This window comes from Hamadaea sp. (genome assembly GCF_013362815.1).
GTDB lineage: Bacteria > Actinomycetota > Actinomycetes > Mycobacteriales > Micromonosporaceae > Hamadaea.
The window spans coordinates 26,484-47,836 of record NZ_JABFVK010000018.1 but is presented as its reverse complement, the minus strand read 5'-3'; the positions used below and the strand labels follow the sequence as shown (position 1 = coordinate 47,836).

Genomic DNA, 21,353 nt, shown 5'->3' with positions numbered 1-21,353 from the left:
GATGCACGCTGGATCAGGGATGTCGGTCGAATCTTGCCCCAAGATTCGACCTGGAACCCTGATCCAGCGCCCAAGGAGGGGTCAGGCGTTCTGCCAGAGGCCGATCAGGTTGCCCTCGGTGTCCCGGAAGTAGCCGGTGAAGCCCATGTCGCCCACGGCCTGGCGGCCGATGACCGCCTCACCGCCGAGCCGGACGACGGAGGCGAGCGCGGCGTCGATGTCGGCGACCTCGATGGTGATCACCGGGCCGTCGAACGGCGCCTTCCGATCGAGCAGCCCGCCGTTGATCGCGCCCGGGGTCAGTGGACCGCGATCGCCGCTCGGCGTGGTCGAGACCAGCGTGTAGCCCATCGCCGGGATCGGGGTGAGGTCCCATCCGAACGCCTGGGTGTAGAACTTCTGCGCCCGCTGCATGTCCTCGGCGGGCACTTCGAAATGGACGACTCGTCCGGTCATGTCCTTCAGCGTAAGACGAGGCTGACAACTTCGTGACAGTTCGCGACGGCTGTGTGCAGCGAAGATCGGCGTACGCTGCTCCGGTGACCCGCTACGTCGTCATCGGTGGTGGCATCGTCGGCCTGGCCGTGGCCCGTCAACTCCTCCTCGACCAACCCGCCGCCGACGTGACGGTGGTGGAGAAGGAGGGCCGGCCCGGGGCCCACCAGACCGGCCACAACTCCGGCGTCCTGCACGCGGGTGTCTACTATCCGCCCGGCAGCCTGAAGGCACGCCTGTGCCGGGCCGGGGTGGCGCAGATGATCGAGTTCTGTGAGGAGCACGACGTCCCGTACGCGATCACGGGCAAACTCATCGTGGCGACGGCGGCCGGTCAGCTGGGCCAGCTCCGGATGCTGGAGGAGCGGGCCCGTGGCAACGGGATCACCGTACGCATGGTGACGGCGCACGAGGCGCGGGAGCTGGAACCCGAGGTCGCCTGCGTCGGAGCCTTGCACGTGCCGTCGACGGGAATCGTCGACTACGGCCGGGTGGCGCTGGCCCTGGCGGGGCAGATCGAGAAGCTCGGCGGCCAGGTCCAACTCAACAGCGCGGTGACGGCGATCCGCCCCGACACCGTCGTGACGACCACTGGGGATCTGCGCTACGACACGTTGATCAACTGTGCCGGCCTCTACTCCGACCGGATCGCAGCGCTCGCCGGGATCACCCCGCCCGCTCGGATCATCCCGTTCCGCGGGGAGTACGCACAGCTCAAAGCGCATCGCACCGACCTCGTCCGAGGGTTGATCTATCCGGTGCCCGATCCCCGGTTCCCGTTCCTCGGCGTACACCTGACCAAGATGATCGACGGGACCGTCCACGCCGGACCGAACGCCGTGCTCGCGTTGGCCCGCGAGGGATACCGGTGGGCGAAGGTCCGGCCGGGCGAGCTGGCCGCCACCCTCACCTACGGCGGCTTCCAGCGGCTGGCGCGCAAGCATTGGAAGTACGGACTGGGCGAGGTGACTCGTTCGCTGTCGCGGCGGCGGTTCGCCGAAAGCGTGGCGCAGCTGGTCCCGGAGATCACCCGGGCCGACCTCGAACCCGCGGGTTCGGGCGTACGCGCCCAGGCGATCCGGCCGGACGGCAGCCTCGTCGACGACTTCCTCATCGTCCGGGCACCCCGGCAGGTGCACGTACTCAACGCGCCTTCTCCGGCCGCGACCAGTTCGCTCGCGATCGCCCGGCATATCGTGCAAGAAATGGCGACGGATCTACCCTGAGTCTTATGAAGCTTGGCGTGGGACTGCCGGTCTCCGGTTCCTGGGCGACTCCCGACCGCATCCTGCCGATCGCGGTACGCGCCGAGGAGCTCGGCTACGACAGCCTGTGGACCTTCCAGCGACTGCTCGCCCCGGAGGGCCTGGCCGACCAGTACCGCAGCGTCCTCGATCCGTTGCTGCCGCTCGCCTTCGTCGCCGCGCAGACGTGGCGGATCCGGCTGGGCGTCGCGGTCGTGAATCTTCCGTTCCTCTCCCCGGTCATCCTCGCCAAGCAGCTCGCGACGCTCGACGTCCTCTCCGGCGGCCGGGTGGACGCCGGGATCGGCACCGGTTGGCAGCCTGAGGAATTCACCGCGACCGGCGCTTCCCTGGGCGAACGGGGGGCACGCGTCGCCGAGTACGTCTCCGTTCTGCGTACACTGTGGACGGAGAAGTGGCCCGAGCATTCCGGGCGGTTCTACGAGGTGCCCCGGGCGGAGTTCGAACCCAAGCCCGTGCAGGCGCGCGTACCGGTCCTGCTGGGTGGAACCGCGCCGGCCGCGCTGCGTCGAGCCGGCCGGATCGCCGACGGCTGGATCAGCAGCAGCTCAGCCACGCAACAAGACGTCGCGCCGATGATCCGACTGATCCGTCAGGGCGCCGAGGAAGTCGGCCGCGATCCGGAGACGATGCGGTTCATCTGCCGCTGCGCCGTCCGCGTCCGTGAACCCGGTCGAGCCGACCGGCGGCCGCTCACCGGCAGCTTCGCAGAGATCCGTGGCGACGTGGAACGCCTGGCTGAGCAGGGAATGACCGAGTTGTTCCTCGACCTCAACTTCGACCCGCGCATCGGTTCGCCGGACGCCGATCCCCAGGTCTCGATGCGGGTCGCGGAAGAGCTCCTCGACGCCTTCTCACCCCTGCGGGATTAGTGCTACCTTCTCCGCCGTGCGTGCCGCGCTTGCCGGTGCGGTGACCGCGGCACTCCTCCTGTCCGGGTGCACCGCCTCCCCGCCCACCCCGAAACCCGCGCCCACGGTGCAACAGCGTCCGGCCGCGGCGGAGGGCGGCGCGTGCCAGCTCATCGACTTCGCCAAGGTCAGTGCGTCGCTGGGCCAGTCGTTCACGATCGCGGCCGCGGCCACCAAAGACAAAACCTTCACCTGTGTCGTACGCACAGAGCAGAGCCCGCTTCCGGAAGTGGTGCTCTCGGTGACCCAGACGAAGGCTGACGCCTCCGTCTTCAAAGACGTCGTGAAGCCGAAGGGCGCGACAGACGTCCCCGGCGTCGGCAAGGCGGCGTATCAGCTGGTCACACCGGCGAAGGGGCAAGTGGGCCCGGTCGTGGAGATCGGGTGGCTGACCGGTGACGCGAGGCTGCTCTTCCTGCGGCTGTCGTTGGCGGCCGACGCCGATCCGGCGGCTGCTGCGCCGGGACTGGTCAAGCTGGCCAAGGAGATCGACAAGTCCAGCAACTAGCGCCCGGCCCGCGCGCGCAGCTTCGCGTATCGAGTAGACAACGCGGGCAAGTCGATCGTCACTGGGAACGGCTGCTCCGTCTTGAACACGCCGACCGTCGCCTTACCCATCTTGTACTGTCCATCGGACGGGTCGAGCGTCAGCTCGCTGAGGGAGAGCTGGTCATCGTGAGTGTCGATGATCCAGTAGTGCGGGATCTCCGCGATGGCGTACGCCTGGGCCTTGTCGACCATCTCGCGGACGCTCTGCGACGCCGAAACCACCTCGACCGCGAGGAGCGAACCGGCAACCGGCACGGGTGAGACGTCGATGTGTTCGACCGGCATGACGACCACGTCGGGACGCGGTTCGTTCGCGTTGTCGATCGCGATCGACTGATCAGTGCTGACGACGTGCGTTTGTGGGCAGTGCTCGTCGAGCGCGAGCTTGATCCGAATAGCGATTTCCTGATGGGTGAAGGTTGGGGACGGCAAGATCAACCGTCCATTGACGAGCTCATAGTTCAGGTCCTCCGGCAGGTCCTTGAGGTCGTCCACAGTCCACTCGGTCCGGTCGAGATAGGTCGGCCGGGCATCCGCGACGGCAGTCATGGGCTGCTCCTCGTTCTCGGGCGATGTCATGAGAACCTTCCGCTTCGGGATTCGAGCCGGATACCGCATTGTCATCTGTCCGACAATCCGCAGCTCAGCACGGGTCTAGACAGTCACGACGAGCGTACGCCCGCTCACGTCGCGCAGCATCTCCCCCGGTTGGTCGCCGGGGGTTTCGGGGATTGCCGGTCGGCACTACGCTGCGCGGGCATGGGCCTGTTCGCGGCGGTGGTCGCGGTCGTCTGGGCGGCGGTCGCGGTGGCGTTCCTGCTTGCGGGCGTACGCCGGGTGCTGTGGTCGGAGCGGCTGCGCCGGGGCGGGATCGAGGCGGCCGGGACGATCGTCGAGAGTCAATTCCGATCGGGGTTCGCCGGGCGGGTCTGGTATCGCCCGGTGGTGTCCTTCCGGACGCAGGGCGGGCAGCGAATCCTCGCCCTCGGCCCAGTACGCCGCCGTTCGGCGTACCCCAGACGGGCACCGGTGCTGATCAGGTACAGAGCCGACAAACCGACTGTTATCGAGATCGTCGACGGTCCCGGCGAAGGACCGAGCCCGGCTGGTCACCTGTTCGCCGGACTGCTGTTACTCGTGGTTCTGATCACCTTCGCCGCCGCGGTGGGCTGATCAGACATGCCCACCTGGCGATCTTGGCCGTGCCGTGTTCGCCGTTAACTGGAATCACCCAATAGAATCGCAGGCAGCCACAGAGCCCCTGCGTCAGGAAGCTCCCACGGCGCGAGCTGCCGGAGGACCGAAGACCGTGAACGACCTAGTTGACACTACTGAGATGTACCTGCGCACCATCCTCGAACTCGAAGAGGAGGGCGTCGCGCCGCTGCGGGCCCGGATCGCCGAGCGGCTGCACCAGAGCGGTCCCACGGTCAGCCAGACGGTCGCCCGGATGGAGCGGGACGGTCTGCTGCGAGTCGTCGAGAGCGACCGGCACCTGGAGCTGACGGATTCCGGGCGGATGCACGCGGTCGCCGTGATGCGCAAGCACCGGCTGGCCGAGCTGCTGCTCGTCAACGTCATCGGGATGCCCTACGAGGAAGCCCACGACGAGGCCTGCCGCTGGGAGCACGTCATGAGCGACACCGTCGAGCAGCGGGTCTACGAGCTGCTCAACCGGCCGACGCGCTCGCCCTACGGCAACCCGATCCCCGGGCTAGACGCGTTCGACGGCGTCCAGCCGAAGGCCGAGACGGAGTCCGAGCGGAACCTGGCCTTCCCCGGGCTGTCCGGCTCGGTCATCGTGCGGCGTATCTGCGAAAGCGTGCAGACCGACGCCGAGGTGCTGCGGCAGCTGCACGCGGCCGGGGTCGACCCGGGCGCGACCGTCACGGTGGCGCAGGAGCGCGACGGCGTGACCATCGACCGCTCCGGCGAGCAGGTACGCCTGCCACGCGAGGTCGCCTCGCGGGTGTTCGTCACCACCCGCTGACCTTTCTGATCGCGATCTCCGGGATAACGTCCCCTCGGCGAGCGTCGAGGCCGCGTTATCCCGGATCGCGCGAAGATCAAGAGCACCGGAGCCCGGTCGCCTGACAGAATGGCGAGCGTGACCCCGTTCATCAGTGCTGAAGAGCTCGTGGCTCGGCTGCCCGAAGTGACCCTGCTCGACGTTCGCTGGCGTCTCGGCGGACCTTCCGGGCGTGGGGCATACGCCGAAGGTCATCTGCCTGGCGCGGTGTTCCTCGACGTCGACGAGGACCTGTGCGGCCCGCCCGGCGAGGGTGGCCGGCATCCGCTGCCGGACTTGGCGGAGTTGCAAGGGAAGCTGCGCGCCGCCGGAGTGAGCGCCGATCGCCCGGTCGTCGTCTACGACGGCGGTGACCTGCTGGCCGCTGCGCGTACGTGGTGGACGTTGCGCTGGGCGGGTCACCGGGATGTGCGAGTACTCGAGGGCGGCTTTCCGGCCTGGGCCGACGGGCTCACGACGGAGACTCCGGAGACCAAGCCCGGCGACTTCACGGTGGAGCCCGGTCACCTGCCGACGATCGAAGCCGACGAGGCGTTGGACTTCGCGGCGAAGAACGTCCTTTTCGACGTACGCGCCGCGGAACGCTACCGGGGCGAGGTGGAACCGATCGACTCCGTCGCCGGGCACATCCCCGGTGCGGTCAACGCTCCTGGCGTACTTCCCGAGGTGCCGGCCGACACGCAGGTGGGGGCGTACTGCGGGAGCGGGATCACCGCCGCGCGTGCGGTTCTCCAGTTGCACGCGACGGGCCGCGAAGACGCCGCGCTCTACCTCGGCTCGTGGAGCCACTGGATCACCGACCCCAGCCGCCCGATCGCGACCGGGGAAGAGCCCGCGAAAGATCCGGGTCAGTGATGAACAGCCTGGTGGTCTGGGATGAGGCGCTGCTCGGCTATGACCTCGGCGAGCATCCGCTCGACCCGGTCCGGGTACGCCTCACGATGGCTCTCGCCAATGCGTACCACTTGCTGGAAAGGCCGGGTGTCACGGTCCGCAAGCCGATCGCGGCGACGGACGAGGAGCTGGGCCTGGTCCACCGGGCCGATTACATCGCCGCGGTGAAGGCCGCGCCCGACGACTTCTTCTTCCACGGCTACGGCCTGAACACGTCGGACAACCCCGTGTTCGACGGGATGCACGAGGCGTCGGCGCTGATCGCCGGCGCGACCTTGGCCGCCGCCCGTGCGGTGTGGGCGGGGGAGCAGCGGCGGGCCGTCAACATCGCGGGCGGTCTGCATCACGCGATGCCGGCGCGCGCCTCGGGATTCTGCGTCTACAACGATCCGGCGATCGCGATCGCGGACCTGCTCGCGCGGGGAGCGGAACGAGTCGCCTATGTGGACATCGATGTGCACCACGGTGACGGGGTGCAGACGGCGTTCTACGACGACCCTCGCGTACTCACGATCAGCCTGCACGAGACGCCGATCGCGCTGTTCCCGGGGACGGGGTTCCCGGAGGAGATCGGCGGCCCGAATGCGGAGGGCAGCGCGGTGAACGTCGCGTTGCCGCCGGGCGCCAACGATCGTGACTGGTTGCGGGCGTTCCACGCCGTCGTGCCGGGGCTGCTGCGGGCCTTCCAGCCTCAGGTGCTCTTCACCCAATGTGGAGCCGATCCGCATCGCCTGGACCCCTTGGCGGACCTGCGGCTGTCGGTCGACGGTCAGCGGGCGGCGTACCTCGCCCTGCGCGATCTCGCCGAGGAGCTGTGCGACGGCCGCTGGATCGCCACCGGCGGCGGTGGGTACGCCCTGGTCGAGGCGGTGCCGAGGGCGTGGACCCATCTCCTGGCGACGATCACGGGCGATCCGCTCGACCCGGCCACCCTGATTCCGCGCGAGTGGATCGACCTGGCCGAGAGCCTGCGCCCCGAACGGGTCGCGCCGCAGCGGATGACCGACGACGGCGACATCCGTTACGCCCCATGGGTTCCGGAGTCCGAGCCGACGCCGCTCGACCGCGCGATCCTCGCGACCCGCAAAGCGGTCTATCCGCTGCACGGCCTCGACCCGTACGACCCACGGGACTGAACCGTGCGCGACCAGGTGGACGTGCTCCTCTCCGACGGTTCGACGGTCGGCATCCGGCCCATCGATCCGGCCGACGCCGACGCCATCGTGGCCATGCACGCCCGGTTCTCCGAACGCACCCGCTATCTGCGCTACTTCTCGCCGTACCCGCGGATTCCGGCGCGCGACCTCGACCGGTTCGTCAACGTCGACCATCGCGACCGGGAGGCGATCGTCGTCCTGCACGGCCGCTCCGACGGGAGTTCCGAGATCATCGCCGTCGGCCGGTACGAGCGGCTCGGCCCGCAAGCTCCCGACGCCGAGGTCGCGTTCGTGGTCGCCGACGCGTACCAGGGTCGCGGGATCGGCTCGGTCCTGCTCGAACACCTGACGGCGAGCGCCGAACCCGCTGGGATCACGAGGTTCGTGGCCGAGGTGCTCCCGGAGAACGGCGCGATGCTGCGCGTCTTCGCCGACGCGGGCTACCAGGTCAACCGCGAATACGCCGACGGCGTCGTCCACCTGACCTTTCCGATCGCGCCCACCGACCGCTCGCGTCAGGTCCAGGCCGACCGCGAGCGGCGTACCGAGGCCAGGTCCGTGGCGCGCCTGCTCAGACCGCGGGGGATCGCGATCTACGGGGCCGCACGCTCCGGGTCCGGCGTCGGCGCCGCATTGGTCCGGCACATTTCCGAGTCGTATGCACATCGCCCGCACCTGATCCGCCCCGGCGAGTCCCTGTCCGCTGTGGACGGTGACGTCGACTTGGCGGTGGTGGCCGTCCCACCGGCCGCCGTTCCGGCGGTGGTCTCCGATTGCGCCGGCCGCGTCGCAGGGCTGCTCGTCGTCACCGATCTGGCACCGGAGCAACGCCGGGAGCTGGTCCGGACGGCCCGTGCGACCGGCATGCGAGTCATCGGGCCGGGCAGTCTCGGCATCGGGACACAGGCGTTGAACGCCACGCTGTCCCCGCAATTGCCGAGACCCGGGCGAGCCGCCCTGTTCTGCCAGTCCGGCACCCTCGGTCTGCTGCTCATGGCCGAGGCGGACCGGCGTGGGCTCGGCGTCTCCAGCTTCGTCAGCGTCGGGCAGCGGGGCGACGTCTCCGGCAACGACCTCTTGCAGTACTGGGCGGGCGATCCCGACACCGACGTGATCCTGATGTACCTCGAGACGTTCGGCAATCCGCGCAAGTTCGCCCGGATCGCTCGCGAAGTCGGGCGGGAGAAGCCGATCGTCGTGCTGTCCGGGCGTACCGGGTTGGGGTCCACACTGGACCCGTCGGCGATGCAGGCCCTCGGCGAGCACTCCGGGGTGATCCAGGTCGACACCGTCGCCGAACTCGTCGACGTCGGCCTGCTGCTCACCGGGGCCCCGATGCCGGCCGGACACCGGGTCGGCATCGTCGGCAACGCCGCTCCGCTCGCCTCGCTGGCCAGCTCCGCCCTGGTCTCGGCCGGCCTCGCGGTGGGGCCGGTCGCCACGGTCGGGCCGTCGGCCGCCGAGGACGAGTTCGCCGCCGCGCTGCAAGCCACCCTCGCGGCCGACGAGACGGATTCGCTGCTCGTCGTGGTCGCACCACCGTTGCCGACCGGTGCCATGACGCTCTCGGACTCCGGTGTCGCGCCGTTCGCCGCCTCGGTGGCCGACGCGGCGAGCGCCCACGAAAAGCCCGTCGTGGCAACGTTCCTCTACGGGCGTGCGCCCGATTCCGTACCGTCCTATCCGTCGATCGAGGAGGCCGTCCGGGCGCTCGCCCGGGTCAGCCGCCGAGCCATGTGGCTGCGCGAATCCGAGGGTGTCATCCCGCCCTCACCCGTGTCCGGGCCGCCACCGGAGGCCGCCACAGTGGAGGAGGCGCTGGCGGCGTACGGGATCGAGGTGGTGCCGCATCTGCGCGCGCGGGGCGTCGAGGAGGCATTGTCGGCGTACGCGAAGTTCGGCGGAGTGCCGGTGGCGCTCAAGGTGGTGGAACGCCCGCATCGCATCGACCTCGGGGCAGTACGCCTGGACGTGGACGACGAGGCTCAACTGCGCCGTGCGTACCAGGACCTGGAGGGGCTCTTCGGCACGGGCGTCGAGATCTTCGTCCAGCCGATGACGGCCCCGGGCATCCCCTGCGTCGTCGAGCTGGTGGACGACCCCGCGTTCGGGCCGGTAGTCGGATTCGGCCTCGGCGGCGTCGTGGCCGACCTGGTCGGCGACAGAGCGTGGCGGGCGGCCCCGTTGACCGACCGTGACGCCTTCGACCTCGTACGCACGCCGCGCGCCGCCGACCTCCTCACCGGAGCGGCCGGCGGCACTCCGGTGGCCGTTTCCGCCCTCGAAGACCTGCTGCTCCGCATCGGTCACCTGGCCGACGAGGTCCCCGGCGTACGCCGGCTCACCCTCAACCCGGTGCTGGCCCGCTCCGACGGGTACGCCGTCCTGCACGCCTGGGGCGTGATCGAGGAGCCGAAGCCGCGCCCGGACACCGGTCCGCGTCTCCTCCCACCCGCCCGCTGACCCTGATACGCTCAGATGTGAGTCAATCATCCGTGAAAGACTCATGCGTGAGCGTATTATGCGAGGGCGGTGAGCTGTATGGATGGATTCGTCGGCCGGCGGACGGAGCTGGCTCAGCTCACCAAGCTTCTTGATCGCGTACGCTCCGGCGGCCGGACAGGTCGCCCTGGTCGTGCGGTGCTCATGCGTGGGCGCCGCCGGGTCGGCAAATCCCGCTTGGTCGAGGAGTTCGTCCGGCGTGCCGAAGTGCCGCATGTCTTCTACACCGCTTCCGCCCAGCCATCGGCGGAAGCGGAGCTGCGCCTGTTCATCCAGGCCGGCGCGGAGTCAGACCTGCCGCGTGCCTCGATGTTCGACGGTCAGGAACCGGGCACGTGGGATGCGGCGTTACGCCTGCTGGTCGCGGCGATTCCAGACGATCAGCCGAGTGTCGTGGTGCTGGATGAGATGCCCTACGTCATCGCGACGGATCCTGGCTTCGAGGGCACGCTGCAGAAGATCTTCGACCGCGACCTCTCGGCCAAGCCAGTGCTGCTGATCTGCATCGGATCCGACTTGGCGATGATGGAGGCGCTCAACGAGTACGGCCGGCCGTTCCACCAGCGTGCCACGGAGATGGTGGTGCCACCGCTCGGCCCGGCCGACGTCGGCAGCATGCTCGACCTGCCCGCCGCGGAGGCGATCGACGCCTACCTGGTCTCCGGTGGACTGCCGCTGGTGCTCGACGAATGGCCGCACGGAGCGTCGGTGGACGAGTACCTGGCGGAGGTGGTGCCGGATCCCACGTCTGCGCTGCTGGTCAGCGGCGAACGCGCGCTTGCCGCCGAGTTCCCGCCGGAATCCCAAGCCCGGCTGGTGCTGACCGCACTGGGTAGCGGCGAACGCGCCTACAGCCTGATCGCCCGAGCAGCCGGAGGCATGCCGCACGCGTCGTTGACCCGCGCCCTGGCATTGCTCACCGCGAAGCGGGCGGTGCAGGCGGTCACGCCGCTGTCGACGCAGCCGTCCAAGGAGACCCGCTATCTCATCGCCGACCCTCATCTGCGTTTCTGGCTCGCCTTTCTCGGGCCGTATCTGACCGAGATCGACCGAGGTCGCGGCGACCTGACGCTGGCCCGGATCCGGCGATCTTGGACTGATTGGCGAGGCACGGCGGTCGAACCGGTGATCCGCGACGCGCTCGGTCGCATGCCGGGCGACGTCCTACCGCCGGAGACCGGCGTCGTCGGCGGCTACTGGACGCGTACCAACGATCCGCAGATCGATCTCGTAGGCGCGGATCGGGGTCCGATCGCGAAGAAGATCACCATGGTCGGATCGATCAAGTGGCTGGAACGGCGAGCCTTCGACTCGCACGACTTCGCCGAACTCGTGGTCCACAGGGCGAAACTTCCGGGCGCGGATGTCACGACGCCCTTGATCGTGGTCTCTCGCAGTGGATCCAGTGTCGACGGCGTACGCCTCGTCGGGCCGGAGGACGTCGTCGGCGCGTACCGCTAGGCGGCGGGCGGCTGCGGGGCGAACAGGCCGGCGAGCAGCCGGTAGCGAGGCTCGTCCTCGCCCGCCTCTTCGACGCCGTCCACGAGGTCGGACAGCGTCGTCGCGAGTTGAGCGGCTTGGGCCTGGGTCAGATGGATCTGCCGCAGGACGAGGAACGGATCGGGAGCGGCTGCCTCGATCTCCTCGGACAGTACGCGCAAGGTCAGGGCCTTCTGTGCGATCGCCTGCTCGCCCGTGAAGTGGATCTTCCGGGCGACCCGTTCGTAGTACTGCTCGGTGCCGCCGCGGACGGGTTTGGTGTACGCGATCTTCACCATCCCCGCCTCACGCAGGACGCCGAGGTGGTGCGCGATGTTGCCTTTACGCGTACCGAGGTCGGCGGCGAGCTGGCTGATCGTGGCCTGCCGCTTGCCGAGGACGAACAGCAGGCGCAGTCGCATCGGGTGGCCGAGTGCGGCGTACTGAGTGGCCGAGGAGACCTCCAGGGTCTCTTCCGGTTCCGTCATGAGTTAAGTGTCAAGGACTCTTGACGCTTTCGTCAAGAGCGTGCTTCACTTCCCGGCATGACAATCGTGGAGAAGTTCCGGGACCAGCTGCGCCAGTACTACGTCTTCCCGGAGATCGCCGAGAAGATCGACGAGATCCTGGCCGAAGGCATCGCCTCCGGGCGCTACGCCGTGGACTCCGAGGCGGAACTGGCCGCGCTCGTGACCGCCGACGCTCAGCGGATCAACGGCGACAAGCACCTGCGGCTGCTCCATCACGAGGAGGAGCTGCCCGAACCGGCCGACGAGAGCCGGGCGGCCCAGGAGGCGGCGTTCCTCGCCGAGATGGTGGGCGTCGCCGGGCGTACGGCGTCGGGGATGCATCGCGTCGAGCGGCTGGACGGCAACATCGCGTACCTCGACATCCAGCCGCGCCTGCTGCCGGCCGCGATCACCGCCGAGGTGATCACCGCCGCCATGACGTTGATCGCCGACGCCGACTCGCTGATCGTCGACGTGCGGGGCTGCGTCGGCGGCGAACCGGCCATCGTCGCTCACCTGCTGAGCTACCTGTTCGACGACGAGGAGACCCCGCTGACCGGCATCTACGAGCGGGCGACCGACTCGACCCGGCACTGGTGGACGGCGGCTGCCGTGCCTGGCCGACGCTTCGGCGGGGCGAAGCCGGTGTACGTCCTCGTCGGACCGAAGACGTTCTCGGGCGGTGAGCAGGTCGCGTACGACTTGAAGGTGACCGGCCGCGCGACCCTGATCGGTCAGGCGACCCGCGGCGGCGCACACCCGCGCATCGGCCTGCGCCTGACTCCGCACCTGGAGGCGAGCATCCCGACCGCGCGGGCGGTGCACCCCTTGACCGGCACGAACTGGGAAGGCGTCGGCGTCGCCCCCGATGTCGAGGTCGACGCCGACGCCGCGTTCGAGACAGCCCTCAGCCTCAGCCTGGCCCGGTCAGCGAGCTGAGCGACGGCAGACGGGCCGCCGACGTGCCCAGTCCGGCCGGCGCCGGGATCGTCGGTCGGGACGAGGTGTACCGCTCTCGGAGTGAGGCCTCGTCGTACCGGCTGGTGCCCTGGTGCCAGCGCAGGATGCCGGCCATCCAGTCGCGCAGTTCGTCGGCGTAGCTCAGCAGCGCCGTCCGGGTCTCCGGTGGCAGCTGGGCGTCGACGAACAACCGGGGCAGGTCCTCCGCGACCAGGTGCTCGAACTGGCGAAGGCGGGCCTCCATGAGGTCGGCGGTGATCGCCGAGGCGGTGAGCGCGTCGCAGTTGAGGAACCGCTGGATCACCAGGACGCCGTTGGCCAGCTCGCCCTCGTACTCGATCTCCTTCTGGTAGGAGAACAGGTCGTTGGTCAGGCAGGCGTAGTCGGCCGCCGAGTCGTCGAGCGCCCGGACCGGCCGGCTCCGGTAGATCTCGGCGGGCACGAGGTCCGATCGCGTGATCCGGCACAGGCTCATGGTCAGCTGCGAGCCGAAGGTGAGCCGGCGCATCTCGAGGTAGTCCACCGGATCTGCGATCCGGTTCTGGGACTGCTGCAGCAGCTCCCACCGCCAGCTGTCCACCATGCTCAGGACCGCGTCGCGGAACTCGTGGCGGGCCTGCTCGTCCAGGGTGATCGCGGTACGCGCCCAGAGGTCGGCCAGCCCGAGCTCGACGGGGTTGACCGGAACCGCGTCGGGAGCCGGTCCGGTGAGCGGCATGAACAGCCTCATCCGCTGGGTGAACGCCTTCGCGCCGGCCAAGTCGCGCGTACGCCCGAAGACGAGCGGGAAGTAGTCGTCACCGTAGGTTCCCCAAGTGAGCCACTGTGCCGACAGATCCAACTCACGAGCCGTGGCTCGCCAGTGCAACATCGCGGCGCAGTACGCGAAGTCGAATCCGGCCATCACGGGCGCCGTCCACAGACCGCTGCCGAGCAGCCCGGGGGTCGGGCTGAGCATGCCCATGCGGGCCGCCCAATCGAGCGTGTTGCGCCGGGCGGCGTGCAGGTGCGGGCTCTGCTTCGTCGCGTACGGCATGGGAATCGCAGGGAGCGGGAGGTGGCCCACGGCCTGGTGCGGCACGTGACTGAAGGTCCGGACCAGGCCGTGCACGGACGCGGGCGGAATCGGCAGCGCCGCGGTGGCGAGGTCGTTCATGTAGCGCGACGAGCGCAGGTGCCATTCGTGGCCGCCGCTCTGCCAGTCCTGCAGGCCCTGGACGTAGCGGAGCGTGTCGGCCTGCCCGCCCGGGTCCACGTAGTGCTCGGCGAACAGCGCGGGCAACTCGGCCAGCGCGGTGTTCTCGAACTGATGCAGCCGCGAGGTGAGCAGGTCGTTGACGGTGTCGGCGGCCTCCTGCGGGCTGCATCCCAGGAAGTGCTCGACCACCAGGACCCCGTTGTTGACCTCGCCCTCCTGCTCGGTCTCCCGCTGATACGAGAAGATGTCGTTGCGCAGGTGTACGCCGTCGGAGAAGGTGTCCCGCAGCACCCGGAGCGGCCGGGTCCCGGCGATCGTGGCCGGCACCTCGGCGGCGACCGCGAACTCCACCAGCCCGGCCGACCAGGGTGCGCCGCCGACTTTGCGGCGCATCTCGACGTACTCGACCGGGTTCGGGATGCGCTTCTCGCTGATGTTGCCCAGCTCCCAGAGCGACTCCTGCAACAGATGCAGGGTCGCCTCGGCGAAGCGCTCCCGCCACGCGGCCGACATCGACGGAACGGTCCGAGTCCACAGGTCGGCCAGCCCTCGCTCGACCGCGTTCCCCGGAGCAGGCATCGATTCGCCGCCGATCGGCATGAACGCGGGTAGGCGGTCCAGATAGGACTTCGCTCCTTCGCGGTCCTGCGTACGCTTGTAGACCTCCAGGAAGTGGTCGTCGAAGAAGAACACCCAGACGTACCAATCCGTCACCAGCTCCAGGCGTTCTGCCGAGGCGTCCGGGTGGGTGTACGCGCACAGCAACGGGTAATCATGGGAGTCGTACGTCTGCTCGTCCCAGATGCCGGAACCCTCGATCATGTCCATCTCCCGAGCCCAGGCCTTGCTGTGGACGCGGGCGCGTTCGAGGTGGGGATTCAGCCGGGCCGGGTGCGGAACGTAGAACTCGGGCAACCGGAATGGTTGTGACATGGGCAGCGACCCTCCTGGAGTGCGGCTTGCTCCCCTGATCCCAGCGCATCGAATCGCCCATAGCACGTGTTTTCACCTCCAATGGTGATTTAACTTGACACCACCCCGAAGGCCGCTGATCTCATTGCGCCAAGCGGCCCGTACCGCCGCCCGCCGCAGGCATTCGGATCGAGTGCGCGGCGTCAGCTCAACCATCGCCGGGGACCGCCGGCGGTGCCCCTCGCAGCAGAACGGACGGTGGCGAAATGACGATCCTCGACGCTCCGAGCGAACCCATCGAAGCGGGGTCCGAGTCCCCGAACGGCCGGTCGAGCCTCAGTACCGCAGCGGCGCGGAACCTGGCGACGACCACCAAGTCCGTCCCGCAGATGCAGGAGATCACCTCCCGCTGGCTGCTCCGGGTCCTGCCCTGGCTCCAGGTCACGGGAGCGGCGTACCGGGTGAACCGGCGGCTCACCTATGCCGTCGGCGACGGGCGGCTGACCTTCACCAACATCGGTGACCAGGTCCGGGTCGTCCCACCGGAGCTGCGCGAACTGCCACAGCTCCGCGACTTCGAAGATCTCGAGACGCTCGACGCGCTGTCCAGAAGATTCGCCCAACGGGAGTACGCCGCCGGCGACACGATCGTCGAGGCGGGCGCGCCGGCCGACCAGCTCTACCTGATGGCGCACGGCAAGGCCGACAAGGTCGGCCTCGGTGAGTACGGCGCGAAGGCAGTCCTCGGCGTCCTGGCCGACGGCGAGTGCTTCGGCGATCAGGTGCTCGTCGAATCCGATCTGACCTGGGAATACTCCGTACGCGCGGCCACCGCCTGCATCGTGCTGAGCCTCCCGCGCCGGTCGTTCGACGAGATCGCCGAGCAGTCTCCGGCGCTCGCCGCCCATCTGAGCCGGTTGCGCAGCAGCCGGGTGCCGCGGCAGAACCGGCACGGCGAGGCGGAGATCGAGCTGTCGGCCGGTCACGACGGCGAGCCGAAGCTGCCGAGCACCTTCGTCGACTATGACATGTCGCCACGGGAGTACGAACTCAGCGTCGCGCAGACCGTGCTGCGGATCCACACACGAGTCGCAGATCTTTATAACCATCCGATGAATCAGACCGAGCAACAGTTGCGATTGACCGTTGAGGCTCTTCGAGAACGACAGGAGTTCGAGATGGTCAACAACCGCGAAATCGGTCTGCTCCACAACGCGGACCTCAAGCAACGCATCCACACGCGGACCGGGCCGCCCACCCCGGACGACTTCGACGAGCTGCTCAGCCGCCGCCGGAGCACCCACGTGCTCCTGGCGCACCCGCGCGCGATCGCAGCGTTCGGGCGGGAGTGCACCCGGCGCGGGATCTATCCGGCCACGATCGACTTCCAGGGGCACCACATGCCATCGTGGCGTGGGGTGCCCCTGCTTCCGTGCTCGAAGATCCCCGTCACGGACACCCACACGACGTCGGTCATCGCCATGCGGCTCGGCGAGGACGAGCAGGGCGTCGTCGGCCTGCACCAGACCGGCATCCCCGACGAGTACCAGCCGAGCCTTTCGGTGCGGTTCATGGGCATCAACGACCAGGCGATCATGTCCTACCTGGTCAGTGCCTACTACTCGGTCGCAGTCATGGTCCCGGACGCGCTCGGCGTGCTCGAGAACGTCCAGATCGGGCACTTCCATGACTGAGCGTCCGGTCGACGTCCCGTTGCGATCGCGTACGCCGGAAGCGGACGTCGGCACCGGACGCGTCGCCCCCGCTCAGCCCACCCCGGCGGCGCAGGTCGCCCGGCAGGCGGTCGATTCGGCCCGGGCGCTGGCCGAACCGGCGATCCGGGCGGCGGTCGACTCGCTGCCGGCCGTGCTGCGGCACGCGTCCGGCTACCACTTCGGGTGGTGGGACCGGCACGGCATCCCGGCCGTGCACGCCCACACCGGCAAGGCGCTGCGCCCGGCGCTGGTCCTGCTCGCGGCCCAGGCCGTGGGTGGTGCGCCCGCACCTGCGCTGCCGGCGGCCGTCGCCGTCGAGCTGGCCCACAACTTCTCGCTGATCCACGACGACGTGATGGACGGCGACGAGACCCGGCGGCACCGGCCGACGGTGTGGAAGGAGTTCGGCGTCGCTCAGGCGATCCTGGTCGGCGACGCGCTCCTGGCGCTGGCCTTCGACACCCTCGGCCTGCTCAGCGGGCCGGCCGATTCCCGGGTGGCCGGTCCCACCCGGGCCCGGCTGGCCCAGAAGATGCTGTCGGGCGCGGTCGGCGACCTGCTCCACGGCCAAGGCGAGGACTTGGCCTTCGAATCGCGCGACGACGTCACGACAGCGGAGTGCCTGGCGATGGCGCGGCGCAAGACAGGCGCGCTGATCGAATGCGCCACCGGTCTGGGTGCTCTCCTCGGCGGCGGCACCGCCGAGCAGGTCGCCCGGCTCCGTGGGTTCGGGGCCGATCTCGGGCTCGCCTTCCAGATCACCGATGACCTGCTCGGCATCTGGGGCGATCCCGCGATCACCGGCAAACCGGTCTACTCCGACCTGCGCAGCCGGAAGAAGAGCCTGCCCGTCGTCGTCGCGCTGCGCTCGGGCGTTCCCGCTGCCCGTCCGCTGCTCGACGCGTACGCCAAGGAAGACGAGCTGAAGGAGGCGGAGCTGGAGCGGCTCGCGGACGCCGTGGACGCTGCGGGCGGGCGGCAATGGTGCGTGGCGCAGGCGAGCGAGTTGATCAGCCGGGCGTTGGACCGGTTGCACGACGACCCGCCGCTGGCCCGGACGCTGGAGCTGACCGCGCTCGCGCGGCTGCTCACCCAGCGGGATCGGTAGCGAGCCATGCCCGGCGCGTGGCTGCTCGCGCTGGCGATGGCGGCCGGGGTGGTGCCGGCTACAGTAACCACCCCGGCCGCGCAACCGTTGTGCCGCAACGGTTTCGTTCTCGCACAGGACAAGACGCTGCTGCGCTTCGACGAGGACGCCCACGGGTACGCGAAGATCGCCGATCTGCCGAAGCCGTTGAACGCTCTCGGCTACTTCGACGACTACGTGTACGCGATCTCCGGAGGGCAGACGGTCACCGTCGACGCGGCTGGTCAGGTGACTGCGGTAGGGCCGGCGATCGTGCCGAGCGCCTACGCGGGCGCGGTGAGTGGCGACGACTGGCTCCTGCTGGACGGCTCGTCACTAGTCGACGTGCAGCTCCCCGCGCTGAAGGTGGTGCGGCGGGTTCAGCTGTCCGATCAGATCGATCTGGGTGACTGGGCGGTGAATCCGCTCGACGGCGCGCTCTACGGGCTGGCGGCTTCGCCGACGCGGCTCGTGCGCGTCGATCCGTCCTCGGGAGCGATGACCTCGGCGGCTCTGCCCACTGTGGATGGTGTCGCCTTCGGTGCGGTGTCGGTCAGTGCGTTCGGCGTACTGCTCGCGTTGGAGAACTCGACCGGCCGCATCTATCACATCCCGTTGTCCGATCCGGGGCACGCAACCTTCACCGAGGCCGGGGTGACGGCGTACCACGCCGATGCGGCGGCCTGCCCGGTCCTCTGGGACTACGGCTCGTCCGAGAACGCGGACGCGCCGCGCAACACGGTGACGACGTTGGGCGCCTTGAGCATCGGTGGGGTGGTCGGTTCCGACGACGGCTTGGCGGCGGCCCCGGCGATCGCCGCCGAGGCCACGGCGTTCCAGGTCACCGTCGCGGTCCGGAACACGACCCCGGAATCCGCCCTGCTCGCGGGCTGGCTCGGCGGCGTCCGCGCCACCGCCTCGGTGCCGCCGGGGGCGACTTCCGCGGAGTTGCGGTGGCCCGAGGTGGCAGTGCCACGCACGGCCCGCAGTCTGCGCCTGCTCCTGCGGTTGTACGCCGGAAGCCCGGCGGTGGTGCAGCCGACCGGATCGGCGTCCGGCGGCGAAGTCGAGGAGTACGCCGTCGGCATCCGTTGGCCTCAGCCCGCTCCCTACATTCCACCGTCCCCTCCGCCTCCCACGCCGTCGCTTGCTCCGCCGTCCGTCGCACCGTCGCATGTGGACCCTTCGCCGGTGGCGTTGGCCGCAGTCCGCCGTCCACCCCCGCCACCGCCGCCGAAACGGAAACTGCCACTCACGCTGACCTTCTTCGCGGGCTTGCTCGTCCCCGCGATCACCCTCGCGGCTCGCGTACGCCGCTGAGATCTTGGGGGCCTCGATGGATGTCATGCTCGCCGGAACGCTGGTCACCGCCGGGGCCGCCGCCGTGTCGGCGGGTGGCTTCCTCGTGGTCTCCAAGTTCGTGCCCGATCGCTGGCTGGTCGCCGACTCCGACGCCGCCAGCGCGCTCTACGCCACCATCGGGATGGTGTACGCCATCCTCATCGCCATCGCGGCGATCGCCGTCTGGGAACCCCGATCGGCGGCGGCGTCGAGCACCGATCTCGAAGCCGGGAGCCTCGTCGAGGCGTACTGGTCGACCGATCAGCTCGCCCCGGTGGACCGTTCCGAGGTACGCCAGCTGATCGTGGCGTACCTCGCGGATGCGACCGGGCCGGAATGGGATCGGCTACGGATTCGCCACGAGCCCGATGATCGGGCCGAACTCGCCTTCACTCAACTCCGTCACCGCGTCGACGCGGTACGCCCGCAGACCGATCCGGAGCAGAACGCGTACGCACAACTCAGCGCGCAGATCAGTGCGGCGGCCGGCGCTCGCAGTGCCCGGCTGCAGGCGGCCGGTGAAGGCATGCCGGGCCTGCTTTGGCCGGTGCTGCTCGCCGGCGGCCTGGTCAGTGTGCTGTTCCTCTACCTGTTCGGGCTGGACCGCACCTTCCCGAACGGGCTGATGATGGCGGTCGTCGGGGCGATGATCGCGTTGCTGCTCTTCGTCCTCTATCAGGTGGAGTTCCCGTTCAGCCGGGCCTTCGCGGTGTCGCCGGACAGCCTGCTCGCCGCCCTCGCCCAAGTACGCGGCCTGCCCTAGCCTTTGGCGGCTGCTTTGGCCGCCTTCTTGTACTCGCGCACCTTCGTCAGGGAAGCCAGGTCGACGATGTCGGCCGCCGACCGGAACGACCCGACCTCCCCGTACGCCCCGGCCGCCTCGCGCCAGCCGTCGGGTTGTACGCCGAGCTGCTTGCCGAGCAGGGCGATCAGGATGTGCGCCTTCTGCTTGCCGTAACCGGGCAACGCCGTCAGCCGGTTGAAGAGGTCCTTGCCGTCGGCCGCCTCGCCCCAGATCCGGCCGGCGTCGCCGTCATAAACGTCGGCGACTGCTTGACACAGTTGCTGCGTACGCTGCGCCATCGAACCGTGGTACCGGTGGATGGCCGGGGGAACGGCGAAGATCCGGGCGAAGTCCTCGGGATCGTGCCCGGCGACGGCGGCCGCGTCGAGGTGCTGGACGCCGAGCCGCTCGGCCAGCCGGTACGGCCCGGCGAACGCCTTCTCGAGCGGCTGCTGCTGATCGAGCAGCATCCCGATGAGCAGCGCCAGCGGGTCGGTCGCGAGCATCTCGTCGGCCGCGGGCTCCTGTGCGAGGAAGAGCTTCGACATGGCCCCCAGCTTGCCAGACCGGCCCGCTGGATCCGCGTCGGTCCGCAAGATCAGCGCTGGATCAGGGTTCACGGTCGAATCTTCGCGCAAGATTCGACCCAGAACCCTGATCCAGCGGCTCCGAGGCAGGGAAAAGGCGAGCTCAGCGCTTGAGGCCGACGCCGCACCACTCGGTGACGACGGTCTCGTCGTTGCCGTCCGGCCGCCAGTGCGACACGGTCACGAAGCCGGGCTCGAGAACCTCCAGCCCCTCGAAGTACCCGGCGATGTCGTCCGGCGTACGCGCGCAGATGGGAGCGGAGCCGCTGGAGTTCCACATCTGCATCGCCCGCTCGACCGCTTCCCGGTGGACTTCGGCCGTCGGGTGCGACATGACGAGGTAGCTGCCGGACGGGACGGCGTCGAGGAGCTTGCGCACGATCGCGGCCGATTCGGCGTCGTCCACGACGAAGTTCACGATGCCTAGCAGCATGATCGCGACCGGCCGCTCGAAGTCGAGCGTACGCGCGGCGTTCTGCAGGATCTTCTCCGGATCACGGATGTCGGCGTCGATGTAGTCGGTCGCGCCTTCGGGCGTACTCGTCAGGAGGGCACGCGCGTGTACGAGGACCATCGGGTCGTTGTCCACGTAGACGATCCGCGCGGCCGGATTGGTCTTCTGGGCGACCTCGTGCGTGTTGTTCGCGGTCGGCAGTCCGGTGCCGATGTCGAGGAACTGGTCGATGCCGACGGTCCCGGCGAGGTGACGGACCACGCGGCCCAGGAACTCGCGGTTGTAGCGCGCGGACTGGACGAGTTCGGGCATGAAGGCCAGCACCTGCTCGGCCGCCTCGCGGTCGGCGGCGAAGTTGTCCTTGCCGCCGAGCAGGTAGTTCCAGAGCCGGGCCGAGTGCGCCACCGAAGTGTCCAGGCGGGACAGCAGCTCGGCGTTGGGCGGTGCGTCGTTCACTGCAATGCACCTCGCATGAAGGGTTGGGGA

General features: G+C 69.3%; 20 protein-coding genes. 14 read left to right on the top strand and 6 right to left on the bottom strand.

Annotated features, from left to right (window positions below; translation table 11 throughout):
• Nucleotides 1-81 precede the first annotated feature (81 nt).
• Nucleotides 82-456: a VOC family protein gene (locus tag HOV77_RS11095; protein ID WP_290861040.1), complete on the bottom strand. Its 375-nt coding sequence runs from the start codon at nucleotides 454-456 to the stop codon at nucleotides 82-84.
• A gap of 83 nt (nucleotides 457-539) precedes the next feature.
• Between HOV77_RS11095 and lhgO the strand changes: the two genes are divergently transcribed.
• The 3 genes from lhgO to HOV77_RS11080 are packed head-to-tail and all read left to right on the top strand — an operon-like array spanning nucleotide 540 to nucleotide 3,179.
• A complete protein-coding gene (gene lhgO, locus HOV77_RS11090; RefSeq protein WP_290861038.1) occupies nucleotides 540-1,721 on the top strand; it encodes an L-2-hydroxyglutarate oxidase in 1,182 nt (393 codons plus the stop codon).
• A gap of 5 nt (nucleotides 1,722-1,726) precedes the next feature.
• Nucleotides 1,727-2,632 (top strand): TIGR03619 family F420-dependent LLM class oxidoreductase, encoded by a 906-nt coding sequence (locus HOV77_RS11085; protein ID WP_290861036.1) that lies wholly within the window; start codon nucleotides 1,727-1,729, stop codon nucleotides 2,630-2,632.
• A 16-nt stretch (nucleotides 2,633-2,648) separates the two neighbouring features.
• Nucleotides 2,649-3,179: a hypothetical protein gene (locus tag HOV77_RS11080; protein WP_290861034.1), complete on the top strand. Its 531-nt coding sequence runs from the start codon at nucleotides 2,649-2,651 to the stop codon at nucleotides 3,177-3,179.
• Here HOV77_RS11080 and HOV77_RS11075 read toward each other — a convergent pair.
• Complete coding sequence (locus HOV77_RS11075; RefSeq protein ID WP_290861032.1) at nucleotides 3,176-3,799, bottom strand: Uma2 family endonuclease; 624 nt, start codon at nucleotides 3,797-3,799, stop codon at nucleotides 3,176-3,178. The genes HOV77_RS11080 and HOV77_RS11075 overlap by 4 nt on opposite strands.
• A 180-nt stretch (nucleotides 3,800-3,979) precedes the next feature.
• Here HOV77_RS11075 and HOV77_RS11070 point away from each other — a divergent pair, with 180 nt between their 5' ends.
• From HOV77_RS11070 to HOV77_RS11045, 6 genes are all read left to right on the top strand, one after another.
• Nucleotides 3,980-4,393, top strand: coding sequence for a DUF3592 domain-containing protein (locus HOV77_RS11070; RefSeq protein WP_290861030.1), 414 nt, complete (start codon nucleotides 3,980-3,982; stop codon nucleotides 4,391-4,393).
• 136 nt (nucleotides 4,394-4,529) lie between these two features.
• A complete protein-coding gene (locus HOV77_RS11065; protein ID WP_290861028.1) occupies nucleotides 4,530-5,210 on the top strand; it encodes a metal-dependent transcriptional regulator in 681 nt (226 codons plus the stop codon).
• 117 nt (nucleotides 5,211-5,327) lie between these two features.
• Entirely contained in the window at nucleotides 5,328-6,104 is a 777-nt protein-coding gene (locus tag HOV77_RS11060; RefSeq protein WP_290861026.1) for a sulfurtransferase, read from the top strand.
• Nucleotides 6,104-7,279, top strand: coding sequence for an acetoin utilization protein AcuC (locus HOV77_RS11055; RefSeq protein WP_290861024.1), 1,176 nt, complete (start codon nucleotides 6,104-6,106; stop codon nucleotides 7,277-7,279). The genes HOV77_RS11060 and HOV77_RS11055 overlap by 1 nt, the downstream gene beginning before the upstream one ends.
• Nucleotides 7,280-7,282: 3 nt before the next feature.
• On the top strand, nucleotides 7,283-9,763 hold the full coding sequence (locus HOV77_RS11050; RefSeq protein ID WP_290861022.1) for a GNAT family N-acetyltransferase: 2,481 nt from the start codon (nucleotides 7,283-7,285) through the stop codon (nucleotides 9,761-9,763).
• Between the two features lie 78 nt (nucleotides 9,764-9,841).
• Nucleotides 9,842-11,263 carry an AAA family ATPase gene (locus tag HOV77_RS11045; RefSeq protein WP_290861020.1) on the top strand — a complete coding sequence of 474 codons (1,422 nt, stop codon included), beginning with the start codon at nucleotides 9,842-9,844 and terminating at the stop codon, nucleotides 11,261-11,263.
• Here HOV77_RS11045 and HOV77_RS11040 read toward each other — a convergent pair.
• Nucleotides 11,260-11,769 carry a helix-turn-helix domain-containing protein gene (locus HOV77_RS11040; RefSeq protein ID WP_290861018.1) on the bottom strand — a complete coding sequence of 170 codons (510 nt, stop codon included), beginning with the start codon at nucleotides 11,767-11,769 and terminating at the stop codon, nucleotides 11,260-11,262. The two genes, HOV77_RS11045 and HOV77_RS11040, sit on opposite strands and share 4 nt — an antisense overlap.
• A gap of 57 nt (nucleotides 11,770-11,826) precedes the next feature.
• Between HOV77_RS11040 and HOV77_RS11035 the strand changes: the two genes are divergently transcribed.
• Complete coding sequence (locus HOV77_RS11035) at nucleotides 11,827-12,729, top strand: S41 family peptidase (protein WP_290861016.1); 903 nt, start codon at nucleotides 11,827-11,829, stop codon at nucleotides 12,727-12,729.
• Here the strand turns inward: HOV77_RS11035 and HOV77_RS11030 are convergent.
• Nucleotides 12,704-14,881, bottom strand: coding sequence for a germacradienol/geosmin synthase (locus HOV77_RS11030; RefSeq protein ID WP_290861014.1), 2,178 nt, complete (start codon nucleotides 14,879-14,881; stop codon nucleotides 12,704-12,706). The two genes, HOV77_RS11035 and HOV77_RS11030, sit on opposite strands and share 26 nt — an antisense overlap.
• A 245-nt stretch (nucleotides 14,882-15,126) precedes the next feature.
• On the opposite strand from HOV77_RS11030, the gene HOV77_RS11025 reads away from it, so the two are divergent.
• Genes HOV77_RS11025 through HOV77_RS11010 form a run of 4 tightly spaced genes read left to right on the top strand, consistent with a single transcriptional unit; the run spans nucleotide 15,127 to nucleotide 19,805 of the window.
• A complete protein-coding gene (locus HOV77_RS11025; RefSeq protein WP_290861012.1) occupies nucleotides 15,127-16,554 on the top strand; it encodes a family 2B encapsulin nanocompartment shell protein in 1,428 nt (475 codons plus the stop codon).
• On the top strand, nucleotides 16,547-17,683 hold the full coding sequence (locus HOV77_RS11020) for a polyprenyl synthetase family protein (protein WP_290861010.1): 1,137 nt from the start codon (nucleotides 16,547-16,549) through the stop codon (nucleotides 17,681-17,683). Before HOV77_RS11025 ends, HOV77_RS11020 begins: the two co-directional genes overlap by 8 nt.
• Before the next feature lie 6 nt (nucleotides 17,684-17,689).
• Nucleotides 17,690-19,021: a hypothetical protein gene (locus HOV77_RS11015; RefSeq protein WP_290861008.1), complete on the top strand. Its 1,332-nt coding sequence runs from the start codon at nucleotides 17,690-17,692 to the stop codon at nucleotides 19,019-19,021.
• A 16-nt stretch (nucleotides 19,022-19,037) separates the two neighbouring features.
• Entirely contained in the window at nucleotides 19,038-19,805 is a 768-nt protein-coding gene (locus tag HOV77_RS11010; RefSeq protein ID WP_290861006.1) for a DUF4239 domain-containing protein, read from the top strand.
• Here HOV77_RS11010 and HOV77_RS11005 read toward each other — a convergent pair.
• A complete protein-coding gene (locus HOV77_RS11005; protein WP_290861004.1) occupies nucleotides 19,802-20,374 on the bottom strand; it encodes an HhH-GPD-type base excision DNA repair protein in 573 nt (190 codons plus the stop codon). The genes HOV77_RS11010 and HOV77_RS11005 overlap by 4 nt on opposite strands.
• 142 nt (nucleotides 20,375-20,516) lie before the next feature.
• Nucleotides 20,517-21,323 carry an SAM-dependent methyltransferase gene (locus tag HOV77_RS11000; RefSeq protein ID WP_290861002.1) on the bottom strand — a complete coding sequence of 269 codons (807 nt, stop codon included), beginning with the start codon at nucleotides 21,321-21,323 and terminating at the stop codon, nucleotides 20,517-20,519.
• Between the last annotated feature and the right edge of the window lie 30 nt (nucleotides 21,324-21,353).